Source organism: Brachymonas denitrificans, assembly GCF_907163135.1.
In the GTDB taxonomy this organism is placed as follows: domain Bacteria; phylum Pseudomonadota; class Gammaproteobacteria; order Burkholderiales; family Burkholderiaceae_C; genus Brachymonas; species Brachymonas denitrificans_A.
Genome location: NZ_CAJQUA010000001.1, coordinates 2,198,667 through 2,211,112, shown reverse-complemented (window position 1 = coordinate 2,211,112; position 12,446 = coordinate 2,198,667). Strand labels below are relative to the sequence as shown.

9 protein-coding genes and 1 CRISPR repeat array are annotated in these 12,446 nt (G+C 60.8%); all 9 genes read left to right on the top strand.

The window, feature by feature from the left end; genetic code table 11:
- The first annotated feature begins 20 nt into the window (after positions 1-20).
- The 9 genes from cas5c to tnpC all read left to right on the top strand — a co-directional run bounded on the left by cas5c (position 21) and on the right by tnpC (position 11,985).
- Positions 21-695 (top strand): type I-C CRISPR-associated protein Cas5c, encoded by a 675-nt coding sequence (cas5c, locus tag KKQ75_RS10315; protein WP_213362062.1) that lies wholly within the window; start codon positions 21-23, stop codon positions 693-695.
- Entirely contained in the window at positions 692-2,509 is a 1,818-nt protein-coding gene (cas8c, locus tag KKQ75_RS10310; RefSeq protein WP_213362060.1) for a type I-C CRISPR-associated protein Cas8c/Csd1, read from the top strand. The genes cas5c and cas8c overlap by 4 nt, the downstream gene beginning before the upstream one ends.
- A gap of 20 nt (positions 2,510-2,529) precedes the next feature.
- Positions 2,530-3,420 carry a type I-C CRISPR-associated protein Cas7/Csd2 gene (gene cas7c, locus KKQ75_RS10305; protein ID WP_213362059.1) on the top strand — a complete coding sequence of 297 codons (891 nt, stop codon included), beginning with the start codon at positions 2,530-2,532 and terminating at the stop codon, positions 3,418-3,420.
- A gap of 9 nt (positions 3,421-3,429) precedes the next feature.
- A complete protein-coding gene (gene cas4, locus KKQ75_RS10300; protein ID WP_213362058.1) occupies positions 3,430-4,050 on the top strand; it encodes a CRISPR-associated protein Cas4 in 621 nt (206 codons plus the stop codon).
- 3 nt (positions 4,051-4,053) lie between these two features.
- Entirely contained in the window at positions 4,054-5,091 is a 1,038-nt protein-coding gene (gene cas1c, locus KKQ75_RS10295; RefSeq protein WP_213362057.1) for a type I-C CRISPR-associated endonuclease Cas1c, read from the top strand.
- 9 nt (positions 5,092-5,100) lie between these two features.
- The gene (cas2, locus tag KKQ75_RS10290) at positions 5,101-5,391 is read left to right on the top strand and encodes a CRISPR-associated endonuclease Cas2 (RefSeq protein ID WP_213362056.1); all 291 of its coding nucleotides are present in this window, start codon (positions 5,101-5,103) and stop codon (positions 5,389-5,391) included.
- A gap of 177 nt (positions 5,392-5,568) precedes the next feature.
- Positions 5,569-9,541: direct repeats of the CRISPR family, unit length 32 nt; unit sequence GTCGCGCCCCGTGCGGGCGCGTGGATTGAAAC.
- A gap of 88 nt (positions 9,542-9,629) precedes the next feature.
- Positions 9,630-10,022, top strand: a complete 393-nt coding sequence (tnpA, locus tag KKQ75_RS10285; protein WP_213362055.1) for an IS66-like element accessory protein TnpA — start codon at positions 9,630-9,632, stop codon at positions 10,020-10,022.
- Entirely contained in the window at positions 10,019-10,351 is a 333-nt protein-coding gene (gene tnpB / locus KKQ75_RS10280) for an IS66 family insertion sequence element accessory protein TnpB (protein WP_213362054.1), read from the top strand. The genes tnpA and tnpB overlap by 4 nt, the downstream gene beginning before the upstream one ends.
- Before the next feature lie 80 nt (positions 10,352-10,431).
- Positions 10,432-11,985: an IS66 family transposase gene (gene tnpC, locus KKQ75_RS10275; protein ID WP_213362775.1), complete on the top strand. Its 1,554-nt coding sequence runs from the start codon at positions 10,432-10,434 to the stop codon at positions 11,983-11,985.
- The last annotated feature ends 461 nt before the right edge of the window (positions 11,986-12,446 follow it).

The window sequence follows — 12,446 nt, the reverse complement described above, 5'->3', positions numbered from 1 at the left end:
GAAGCTCAAGGGAGGATGCAATGGCTTTTGGAGTGCGTTTGCACGTATGGGGCGCGCGCGCATGCTTTACGCGCCCGGAAATGAAAGTGGAGCGAGTCTCCTACGATGTCATCACGCCATCGGCGGGGCGCGGCATCTTGGAGGCGGTGCATTGGAAACCTGCCATTCGTTGGCAGATTGATCGCATCCATGTTCTGAAGCCGATTCGCTTTGAGTCGATTCGGCGCAATGAAGTCGGCGGCAAGCTCTCATCGGCCAACGTGGCCAAGGCCATGCGCGCGGGCAGCACCGCGGGGCTGGCTACTTATGTGGATGAAGACAGGCAGCAGCGTGCGGCCACCATTTTGCGCGATGTGGCGTATGTGATTGACGCTCACTTCGAGTTGACGCGAGCAGCAGGCGCAGATGACTCGGTGGGCAAGCACTTGGACATCTTCAATCGACGTGCTCGCAGGGGCCAGTGTTTTCATGCGCCATGCATGGGTGTTCGGGAATTTCCTGCCTACTTTGAGCTACTGGAAGAGGGGCAAGAATTGCCTATTCCCGATGTGAGTCTGAGTGGTACGCGCGACTTGGGCTGGATGCTGCATGACATTGATTTCGAGAATGGTATGACGCCACGCTTTTTCCGGGCTCAGATGGTGGATGGCGTGATCAATGTTCCACCTTGGCAGAGTGAGGAGGTCAAGGCATGATTCTCCAGGCGCTGAATGGCCTTTACCAGCGGTTGCTGACGCGCGGCGAAGAAGAGCTGGCACCGTTCGGGTATAGCCCGGAAAAGATTAGCTACGAAATTTTGTTGGCCTCAGATGGACAAGTGTTGGATGTGAATGACATTCGGGACACGTCCGGCAAGAAGACTTTGCCGCGGTTGATGAATGTTCCTCAGCCACCCAAACGAGCTAGCAATATTGCGCCTTGTTTTCTCTGGGACAAGACCAGCTATGTGCTGGGAGTCAGTGCTACCAGCAAACGAGCAGATAAAGAGCATGAGGCTTTCAAGGTCTTGCATCAAAATTGTTTGGCAACCGCTGATGACGTGGGACTCAAAGCACTGCTGGCTTTTTTGAGGCAATGGACTCCAGAGCAGTTCGTTGCACCTCGATTCGTGCCAGAAATGTTGGACACCAATGTTGTTTTTCGACTCAGTGGTGAAAAGCAGTATTTGCACGAGCGGGCTGCAGCGAAGGCAGCTCGGGCTCAACTGGATGGGGGCGGTGATGCCGAGGGAAAGCCTAGCCAGAGTGAATGCTTGGTACTAGGTGAGCAGCTGCCTATCGCGCGACTACATCCCGCAATCAAAGGCGTGTTTGGCGCCCAGACATCCGGTGCGTCAATTGTTGCATTCAATCAGGAGTCGTTCACTTCTTACGGGAAGGAGCAGGGCGATAACGCGCCTGTTTCAGAGCAGGCAGCGTTTGCCTACACCACGGTGCTCAATTATCTACTGCGCCGCAGCGAGCACAATCGCCAGCGCATCCAGATTGGTGATGCCAGTGTAGTGTTCTGGGCGGAAGCGGCGGACACGGAAGAGGCTGAGGCAGCCGAACTGGCGTTTGAGGCCTTGCTCAATCCGCCGGCAGATGATGAAACGGAAGCAGCTCAGGTTCGCCAGATGCTCGAAAAGGTCGCGAAAGGCAGGCCATTGAGCGAACTGAACCCGAAACTTCAGGAAGGCACGCGCATGTACGTGCTGGGCCTGGCTCCCAATGCTTCCCGCCTATCCATCCGCTTCTGGGAGGTTGGAACGCTGGGTCTTTTTGCAGACCGCCTCGCTTGGCATGCACGTGATTTCTATATTGAACCGGTGCCGTGGAAGACCGAGCCTGCAGCGCGCCGAGTGTTGCTCGCAACTGTACCTCACCGCGAAGGCGCCATGCCCAAGATGGACGATGCTTTCAACAACCTAGTAGGTGAATTCATGCGGTCAGTGCTGAGCGGTCGGCGCTATCCCCGCAGCTTGCTGGTGAACACCTTGATGCGAATCCGTTCCGACGGCAACCTGTCTGGTATGCGCGCGGCCATCTGTAAGGGAGTTCTGGCGCGTGACCAGAGGCTAGGTTTTCAAAATGACGATCAATCAGAGGAGGTGCTTGTGAGTCTCGACAAGGAATCGAAAAGCCCCGGCTATCTGCTGGGCCGCTTGTTTGCTGTCTTGGAGGCAGCTCAGCGCGGAGCATTGGGCGGACAGGTGAATGCCACCATCCGTGACCGGTATTACGGAGCGGCATCCGCGACACCAGCGTCGGTCTTCCCTGTGTTGCTGCGCAATACCCAGAACCATCTGGGCAAACTGCGCAAGGAAAAGCCGGGGCTGGCTGTTGTGCTGGAGAAGGATATCCGCGAAATCGTTGAAGGTTTGTCTGACAGCTTTCCTCGCAGCCTTCGTATTGAAGAGCAGGGGCGCTTTGCCATCGGCTACTACCATCAATCACAAAGCCGGTTCGCAAAGTCTGGCGATGAAGAATCGACTCCTGCGGACGATACGAAATCTCAAGAAGCCGAATAACCTGCACAAGGAGACCCATCATGAGTGCTATTGCACATCGCTATGAATTTGTTTATCTGTTCGACATCACTAACGGCAACCCCAATGGGGATCCGGATGCAGGCAACCTGCCGCGCCTGGATCCGGAAACCAACCGTGGTCTTGTGACCGATGTTTGCTTGAAGCGCAAGGTTCGCAACTTTGTCAGCTTGGACAAGGAAGACGCTTCCGGCTATGCCATCTATATGGCAGAGAGAGCGATCTTGAACAATCAGCATGCTTTGGGCCGAAAAGCAGTAGGGCTTGAAGAAGAGACCAAGGAAGAGCAAAAAAAACTGCCCAAGGATGAGGCCAAGGCGCGGGCTATTACCGCTTGGATGTGCAGCAATTTCTTCGACGTGCGCACCTTCGGCGCCGTCATGACTACGGGCGTCAATGCCGGTCAGGTTCGCGGGCCAGTGCAAATGGCTTTTGCTACATCCATTGATCCTGTCGTGCCGTTGGAAATTTCGATCACAAGGATGGCTGTAACGACGGAAAAAGAAGCTGAAGCGCAAAGCGGTGACAACCGCACCATGGGCAGAAAGCACATCATTCCCTATGGCCTGTATCGTGCACACGGCTTCATCTCGGCAAAGCTTGCGGAACGCACCGGCTTTTCGGACGCCGACTTGGCTCTGTTCTGGCAGGCGCTAACCAACATGTTCGAACATGATCGCTCTGCCGCGCGTGGCGAAATGGCAGCACGCAAGCTGATTGTTTTCAAGCATGAAAGCGCCATGGGCAACGCACCTGCACATGTGTTGTTCGACAAGGTCAAGGTGTCTCGCGTCGACGGAGAAGCGGATACTCCGGCGCGTAGCTACGCGGATTATCAGGTGACCATTGACGAGAACTTGCCGCAGGGCGTATCTGTCACCGAATTGATCTAACCATGCTGCATGGACGCTATTCCTCTTTCCGCTCTCCAGCATTTTCTCTACTGCCCCCGGCAGTGTGCACTGATCCACTTGGAGCAGCTATGGGCGGAAAGCAGGGAAACGGCGGAAGGCAGGATTCTGCACGAGCGAGCAGACCTGCCGGGTGCCGGAACGCGAAAAGGTGTTCGTGTGGCGACTGCAATGGCTTTGTCGCACGAAGCTTTCGGCCTGATCGGGAAGGCAGATGTTGTCGAGTTCCATTCTGAAGGGTCTGGGGGTGAATGCCCCTTCCCCGTCGAATACAAGCGGGGCCGGCCAAAGGCGCATCAAGCGGATGAAGTTCAGCTTTGCGCGCAGGCGCTGTGTTTGGAAGATATGTACGGGAAGCCGGTGCCCTGCGGTGCATTGTTCTATGGGCAAACGCGACGACGTAAAGATGTGGTGTTTGATGGGGAGCTGCGGGAACTCACACTGAAAGTGATTCAGGAAACGCGCTCCATGCTGGAGAGCAGACAAACACCACGTGCAGTATATGAATCCAAGAAATGTGACTCGTGTTCCCTGGCCGATCTTTGTATGCCGCAGTGCCTGACCAGACAACGATCGGTACAGGGCTGGCTGATGCACGCGATGGAGCAGTGAGTAATGAGGCGGCAGCTCAATACCTTGTATGTCACGACCGAAGGAGCGTGGTTGCGTCGAGATGGTCTCAATGTCGTGATGGAGATTGATCATCAGGAGCGGGCCCGGCTACCTTTGCACATGCTGGAGAGCATCGTGTGTATAGGGCGGATTCTGGCTTCTCCGGCGCTGCTTGGTTATTGCGCGCAAAACGGCATCACCATTTGCTTTCTGACCGAGAACGGCAGGTTTCTGGCAAGAGTTGAAGGGCCGGTTTCGGGTAATGTGTTATTGCGGAAGGAGCAGTATCGGCGCAGCGATGATCCCTCCGCGACAACTGCCATCGTGCGAAATCTCCTCGCAGGGAAAATCCATAACCAGCATGCCGTCCTGGCACGGGGGTGGCGGGATCACAGGGGAGTTCTGCCGGACCCCGCGAAATATGAGCACGCAGTGGCACGCTTGAAGCGCATCCCTCTTCGCATGCTTGAGGCAGAAATCAGCACGGATTTTCTTCGAGGACTCGAGGGTGAAGCGGCTTTGGCTTACTTCAGCGTAATGGATCAGCTGATTCGTACAGAGACCCCAGCGCTGCATTTTTCCGGCCGTACGCGCAGACCTCCGCAAGATGCTTTCAATGCCTTGTTGTCGTTTCTGTACACGCTGCTGACGCACGATTGCAGATCTGCCCTGGAAACGGTGGGACTTGATCCGGCAGTTGGTTTTCTTCACCGGGACAGGCCGGGGCGACCGAGTCTTGCGCTTGATCTTGCAGAGGAGTTTCGCGCCTTGCTAGGTGACCGGCTTGCTTTGTCGCTGGTTAACCTGCGGCAAGTGGGGGAGAAGGATTTTCGTGTTGCCGACGGAGGGGCGGTGTACCTGACGGATGAAGGAAGGAAGAAAGTTCTGGTCGCGTATCAAGAGCGAAAGCGCGATCAGCTGCTTCATGCGTTTATCGAGGAGAAAATTGACATTGGTTTGCTGCCCTTTGTGCAAGCTCAGCTACTGGCGCGTCACTTACGCGGTGATTTTGACGCGTACCCGCCTTTTCTTTGGAAGTGAGATTTGCGCATGATGGTCCTTGTCAGCTATGACGTGCACACAAGCGATCCTGGAGGAGCGCGGCGCCTTCGCCGCATTGCCCGTGTTTGCCAGAACTACGGGCAGCGAGTCCAATTTTCTGTGTTTGAACTTCACGTTGATCCCGCTCTGTGGACACATGTGCGAGAGCAGCTTTGTGGCTTGATTGATGAGTCCGCTGACAGTTTGCGTTTCTACCACCTCGGCGCGAAGTGGCACGGAAAAGTGGAGCATGTGGGAGCCAAGGCAACCTTGGACCTAGAGGGCCCCTTGGTTCTTTGATGCGCGAACCTAAAGCGATCGAGCTGTTCCTAGGCGGTTCGCGCGGCGCCAACATCTTGTGATCATTAAAAATTTCAGAAATTGAGTTGTCTTGGTTGCGTTGATGATCAGGTCATGCGGGGTAATCGCATTTGGGGTGGATATTGGCGTTGTTATACGTGTAGGTAAGATGACAGGGTCGCGCCCCGTGCGGGCGCGTGGATTGAAACTCCAGCGCTGCTCCAGCTTCGATCGCCATGCTTGTCGCGCCCCGTGCGGGCGCGTGGATTGAAACTGCCAGACACTGCAGTGCCTGCAGAGTTGCGCACGTCGCGCCCCGTGCGGGCGCGTGGATTGAAACTGGGCGAACGCCCTGCCCGGCAAGGCCCTGCGCAGGTCGCGCCCCGTGCGGGCGCGTGGATTGAAACAGCCAGGACGGCGGCGAGCAGGCCGGCGAAGACCTGTCGCGCCCCGTGCGGGCGCGTGGATTGAAACGCATCACATCCGGCATGGACTTTGTGAACCAGATGTCGCGCCCCGTGCGGGCGCGTGGATTGAAACAATCTGACAACCGGGTTTGTATCTGCGCTCGGCGTCGCGCCCCGTGCGGGCGCGTGGATTGAAACATTCGGGCGTGGGAGCGTGCCAAAGCATCGACCAGTCGCGCCCCGTGCGGGCGCGTGGATTGAAACCACGTCTGGCCGTTGAAGATGAACAGATCGCCGCCGGTCGCGCCCCGTGCGGGCGCGTGGATTGAAACATGGCCCAGCAGCCACGATCCGTAAACAGAAGGGGTCGCGCCCCGTGCGGGCGCGTGGATTGAAACGGATTGGCCAGGGGCGCCATAGATGTTGATGGTGTCGCGCCCCGTGCGGGCGCGTGGATTGAAACCTCGTGGTAGCTCTTTTCCTCGTACTCCCCGGTGGTCGCGCCCCGTGCGGGCGCGTGGATTGAAACTGAACTGCGGTATGTCGAACACACCGGAGAGGCCGTCGCGCCCCGTGCGGGCGCGTGGATTGAAACGGTGCAACCACCGACGAGGCCAAGGCGGCAGCCGTCGTCGCGCCCCGTGCGGGCGCGTGGATTGAAACCGCATTTACTGCGGCCCTGCCGTGGTCGAGCTACCAGGTCGCGCCCCGTGCGGGCGCGTGGATTGAAACCGCGTATGCCTCCGACAAATTGTTGATGGGCCGGGTCGCGCCCCGTGCGGGCGCGTGGATTGAAACCGGTGACATCAATGCCCAGCGCCTTGTTCGCATCGGTCGCGCCCCGTGCGGGCGCGTGGATTGAAACCGCGCATGATGGCGATCGGCTTGGGGAGCGTACCCGTCGCGCCCCGTGCGGGCGCGTGGATTGAAACATTTCGTTTGAGCCGCTGCTCGGTGACGTGGGCGAAGGTCGCGCCCCGTGCGGGCGCGTGGATTGAAACGTTGCGGACTGGTAGCCTTCTTCGATGGTGCGGTGTCGCGCCCCGTGCGGGCGCGTGGATTGAAACCATGAGAATGTCGCCATATCGCCCCTTACGCCAGTCGCGCCCCGTGCGGGCGCGTGGATTGAAACCCAGAAGCATACTCGCGCAGCGTCTTGAAGCCATGTCGCGCCCCGTGCGGGCGCGTGGATTGAAACTTGTTCCGGAAAGGACAGACCCACCATGAAGCTCAAGTCGCGCCCCGTGCGGGCGCGTGGATTGAAACATTTCTACGGAGAAATCATGAACCTGATTGACATGTCGCGCCCCGTGCGGGCGCGTGGATTGAAACCTCTGGTCATACCAACAGTCGCCGACGAAGGTTCTGTCGCGCCCCGTGCGGGCGCGTGGATTGAAACCTGCTCCTCGTGCTCGTGCTTGAGATGGAGAGCTGCCTGTCGCGCCCCGTGCGGGCGCGTGGATTGAAACACTGCATCAAGATACTGCACCAGCGTGCGCAGACGGCGGTCGCGCCCCGTGCGGGCGCGTGGATTGAAACACATCACATCCGGCATGGACTTTGTGAACCAGATTGTCGCGCCCCGTGCGGGCGCGTGGATTGAAACCACGCCACCGCAGGCCGCGATGCGGGCAAGGTGTACGTCGCGCCCCGTGCGGGCGCGTGGATTGAAACGATTACGCACATCCCGGAGAGACGGCGGGAAGGTTGTCGCGCCCCGTGCGGGCGCGTGGATTGAAACTTTTGCCGCTGAAAGGTGGCGCAGCGGCACCGCCAGTCGCGCCCCGTGCGGGCGCGTGGATTGAAACCGCAATGGTCTGGACATGAACAGTCCGACCATCAGTCGCGCCCCGTGCGGGCGCGTGGATTGAAACCACCACTGACCGTTGCGGATGGCGTCGGCACCCGTCGCGCCCCGTGCGGGCGCGTGGATTGAAACGCCAGTGGCTCAAAGGACTGGCGCTATGCTGCCGCGTCGCGCCCCGTGCGGGCGCGTGGATTGAAACGATCCGTCAATGTCCGTTTTCGGCGTGTCGATAGAGGTCGCGCCCCGTGCGGGCGCGTGGATTGAAACAGCGACTGAGGGCGCAGAAGCGCTCCCCGCTGACCGTCGCGCCCCGTGCGGGCGCGTGGATTGAAACGGCACGTTCATGGCGAACTACGGCAAGGCATTTGGCGGTCGCGCCCCGTGCGGGCGCGTGGATTGAAACCGGTCCGCGCCGATGTGAGTTACAGCCAAGCGGACGTCGCGCCCCGTGCGGGCGCGTGGATTGAAACCACTGCCGCAGGGCAAATGCATCGTCATGACTCCGGTCGCGCCCCGTGCGGGCGCGTGGATTGAAACTACGCCAGCGCCAATGCGCCGGGCTCATTGCACTGTCGCGCCCCGTGCGGGCGCGTGGATTGAAACAATGGCTACACCATTGCCACGAAGTCGCCTGGCCTGTCGCGCCCCGTGCGGGCGCGTGGATTGAAACACGATCACGTGGGCCAGCTCCAAGATCATCGCGGTCGCGCCCCGTGCGGGCGCGTGGATTGAAACGTAGTCGGCGCTGTTTCGGTAGTGCGCCTTGTTCGTCGCGCCCCGTGCGGGCGCGTGGATTGAAACTTCTTGGCCAGAACGGCAGTGATGGGCGGCTTCGGTCGCGCCCCGTGCGGGCGCGTGGATTGAAACTCCCCCTCCCTCGCCGCGCTCTCTGTCCGCAGCATGTCGCGCCCCGTGCGGGCGCGTGGATTGAAACAAGCGCCTGCTAATCGATGGGGACAGCACGATGGTCGCGCCCCGTGCGGGCGCGTGGATTGAAACAGCTTTTCGATGTCAGGCTTTGCCATGTGCGCACGTCGCGCCCCGTGCGGGCGCGTGGATTGAAACCCGATCCTGCCGATTGACTGCGAAGACCGCCTGTACGTCGCGCCCCGTGCGGGCGCGTGGATTGAAACACGCGAAGGGGCATGGATGATCGCCACTGTCACCGTCGCGCCCCGTGCGGGCGCGTGGATTGAAACTGGCGAGCTCTTGGACGGCACGATGCGGTACCGGGTCGCGCCCCGTGCGGGCGCGTGGATTGAAACGATGGCATCGGTTGCCACCTCGCGTGTCGCATCGGGTCGCGCCCCGTGCGGGCGCGTGGATTGAAACACTGCATCAAGAACATCGATGGTGTCGCGCACCTCGTCGCGCCCCGTGCGGGCGCGTGGATTGAAACAAGCCGATGCCGAAGCGGGAACGGTTCTCGCTGCGGTCGCGCCCCGTGCGGGCGCGTGGATTGAAACAGGACAATCATCAGCAGCCAGCCGTCGGCCTCGGGTCGCGCCCCGTGCGGGCGCGTGGATTGAAACATCGAACTGATCTATCAAACCAAAAAAACCATCGTCGCGCCCCGTGCGGGCGCGTGGATTGAAACAGCTAGAGAGGTACGCGACATGCAACGAGCACCCGTCGCGCCCCGTGCGGGCGCGTGGATTGAAACTTGCGTCACCCACAAAACTTTGCTGTTGACGGTGGTCGCGCCCCGTGCGGGCGCGTGGATTGAAACCACGCCACGACGGCACCCTGCACGGCACAGCAGGCGTCGCGCCCCGTGCGGGCGCGTGGATTGAAACTCGCTCACCTCCGATCCGGCCACGTAGCCGGGACGTCGCGCCCCGTGCGGGCGCGTGGATTGAAACGTTGAGTGGTGTCGTAATCGCGCGTGTCGCGGCTAACTTCTTGTCGCGCCCCGTGCGGGCGCGTGGATTGAAACATGCGATACGCCGTATGCGTTCGGTGAACCCATCTTGAGTCGAGGACGGTAATCGACGATCGTCCCCACGAAGGAGATCGTGGGGACGATGGAACGATTGATCGATGGACAGCGCCGACTGCGGCGCGAGTACAGCGCTGATTTCAAGGCGCTGGTGTTGGCTCAAACCCGTGGGCCGGGTGCATCTGTGGCCGGTGTAGCCTTGAGTCACGGCCTGCACCCGAATATGGTGCACCGCTGGTTACGCGAAGAGCGCTTGACGGGTACACACGTCCAGCAGCAACCGCCGGCCTTCGTTGCCCTACCTGTTCCGACGGGCGTCAGCGATGTTCGCGTTGCTCAGACGGCAGGGGCTGCCTCGGGCGCGGAGGGCGAGTTCATTCGTATCGAACTGCAGCGTACCGGCGCCACCATCACGATTACCTGGCCGGTGACGGTGGCTGCTCAATGCGCCCAGGCACTGCGTGAGTTGCTGCGATGATCCGTATTGATGCCCTTTGGCTGGCCACCGAGCCGCTGGACATGCGCGCCGGAACGGAATCGGCTCTGGCCCGCGTGGTGGCGGTCTTCGGTGCTGCACGCCCGCATCACGCCTACCTGTTTGCCAACCGGAGAGCCAACCGCATGAAGGTTCTGGTGCACGATGGTATTGGTGTGTGGCTGGCGGCGCGGCGCCTGAATAGCGGCAAATTCGTCTGGCCGCGTGAGGGGGCATTGATCGCCAATCTCAGCCGCTCGCAGTTCGACGCTCTGGTGCTCGGGTTGCCTTGGCAGCGCCTGGGCGATGGTGGCGTCATCACCATGCTCTGAATCTGATCGCAGGCCTGCTGCCTGCCAATCGGTGCATGTGCCAATGGCGTGGCGTTGCCGGCGCTGGCACAGTCATGCCCATGGTGGTCGAGCCGCAATCCCTTGATAGTCTGAGTCCCGAGCAACTGCGCTCGGCGCTGCTGTCCATGCTGCAAGCCGCTGCTGCCAAGGACCAGGAACTGGCCTTCAAGCAGACCCTCATCGACAAGCTCACGCACGAGAACGCGCTCTTGAAGCGCATGAAGTTCGCCGCCCAGTCAGAGCGCTTCAGCCCTGAGCAGAAGAGCCTGCTCGACGACGAGATCGAAGCGGACCTGGCGGCCGTGGCCAGCGAGATCGACGGGCTGTCGCAGGCGCAAACGCCGACTACCCCCGAGAAGAAACAAGCCAAGCGCTTGCCACTGCCCGCCCACCTGCCACGTCGCGAGATCCGCCACGAGCCCGCGTCCACCACCTGCTCGTGTGGCTGCCAGATGAAACGCATCGGGGAGGACGTGGCTGAGAAGCTGGACTACGTGCCTGGCGTGTTCAGCGTCGAACGCCACATCCGCGGCAAGTGGGCATGCGCCCAGTGCCAGAGCATTCAACAGGCGCCGGTCGACGCGCACGTCATCGACAAAGGCATCCCCACCGCCGGCCTGCTGGCCCAGGTGCTGGTGGGCAAGTACGCCGATCACCTGCCGCTGTACCGGCAGGAGGCGATCTTCGGCCGCGCCGGCCTGGCCATCCCGCGCTCGACCCTGGCGCAATGGGTAGGCACCTGCGGCGTGCGGTTGCAGCCGCTGGTCGATGCCTTGAAGGACGAGATCCTCAGCCACCGGGTGCTGCACGCCGATGAGACTCCGGTGGCCATGCTCAAGCCCGGTGATGGCAAGACGCACCGCGCCTACCTCTGGGCCTATGCGCCGGGGGCGTTTGAAGACATCAAGGCCGTGGTCTACGACTTCTGCGAGTCTCGCTCGGGCGAGCATGCCCGGCGCTTCCTGGGCCATGGCACCGACAAGGCCTGGAAGGGAAGTCTGACCTGCGACGACTTCAGTGGCTACAAGGCCCTGATCGCCAGCGGCGTGACCGAGGTGGGTTGCCTGGCGCATGCCCGGCGCAAGTTCTACGATCTGCACGCGGCCAACCAGAGCCAGATCGCCGAGCTCGCCCTGCAACAGTTCGCCCGGGTCTATGACATCGAGCGCGAGGTCAAGGATCTGGGCGCCGAACAACGGCAAATCGTTCGACAGCAGCAGACAAGGCCCATCCTGGATGCCCTGCACGAGTGGATGACACTGCAACGGCGACAGGTGCCCGACGGATCGGCAACCGCCAAGGCGCTGGACTACAGCCTGCGAAGATGGGATGCGCTGACCCGATTCGTGGGTGACGGACAACTGCCCGTGGACAACAACTGGATCGAGAACCAGATCCGGCCCATTGCCGTCGGTCGCAACAACTGGCTGTTTGCCGGTAGTTTGCGCGCGGGCCAGCGGGCCGCCGCCGTCATGAGCCTGATCCAGTCGGCGCGCATGAACGGGCACGACCCGTATGCCTACCTCAAGGAAGTGCTCACGCGGCTGCACACGCACAAAGCCAGTCGCATCGACGAACTCTTGCCGCACCGCTGGCAACCAGGCGCCATCTAAGTCTCAGCCACGTCCGCCGGTGGCGGTCAACATGGGATCACCGCGCGCTTACGATACGCCGGCTACTCGGATGTCAATCGGTGTCGCGCCCCGTGCGGGCGCGTGGATTGAAACATGCTGCGCCAGTCCGTTACTTGTAGGGGCATAGAGTCGCGCCCCGTGCGGGCGCGTGGATTGAAACTCGGCCACTACCCGCCGATGGCAATGGTGCGTGACCGGTCGCGCCCCGTGCGGGCGCGTGGATTGAAACAGCAGCACATCCTGGCCGCCGGTGGCGTGGCGTCCGTCGCGCCCCGTGCGGGCGCGTGGATTGAAACTCGAAGTTGCGCATGTGGCTCACGGTAGGCCAGGCCGGTCGCGCCCTATGCGGGCTCATGCATTTGATCAAAGCGATTTGCCGAATGCCCCTCAGCCTGTTCGCGCACTTTGTATTACCGAACAGGTAGAAAAAAGCAGATGCT

Coding starts and splice junctions, on each gene's coding strand:
- cas5c (WP_213362062.1), top strand. CDS start 21: ATGGCTTTTGGAGTGCGTTTGCACGTATGGGGCGCGCGCGCATGCTTT.
- cas8c (WP_213362060.1), top strand. CDS start 692: ATGATTCTCCAGGCGCTGAATGGCCTTTACCAGCGGTTGCTGACGCGC.
- cas7c (WP_213362059.1), top strand. CDS start 2,530: ATGAGTGCTATTGCACATCGCTATGAATTTGTTTATCTGTTCGACATC.
- cas4 (WP_213362058.1), top strand. CDS start 3,430: ATGGACGCTATTCCTCTTTCCGCTCTCCAGCATTTTCTCTACTGCCCC.
- cas1c (WP_213362057.1), top strand. CDS start 4,054: ATGAGGCGGCAGCTCAATACCTTGTATGTCACGACCGAAGGAGCGTGG.
- cas2 (WP_213362056.1), top strand. CDS start 5,101: ATGATGGTCCTTGTCAGCTATGACGTGCACACAAGCGATCCTGGAGGA.
- tnpA (WP_213362055.1), top strand. CDS start 9,630: ATGGAACGATTGATCGATGGACAGCGCCGACTGCGGCGCGAGTACAGC.
- tnpB (WP_213362054.1), top strand. CDS start 10,019: ATGATCCGTATTGATGCCCTTTGGCTGGCCACCGAGCCGCTGGACATG.
- tnpC (WP_213362775.1), top strand. CDS start 10,432: ATGGTGGTCGAGCCGCAATCCCTTGATAGTCTGAGTCCCGAGCAACTG.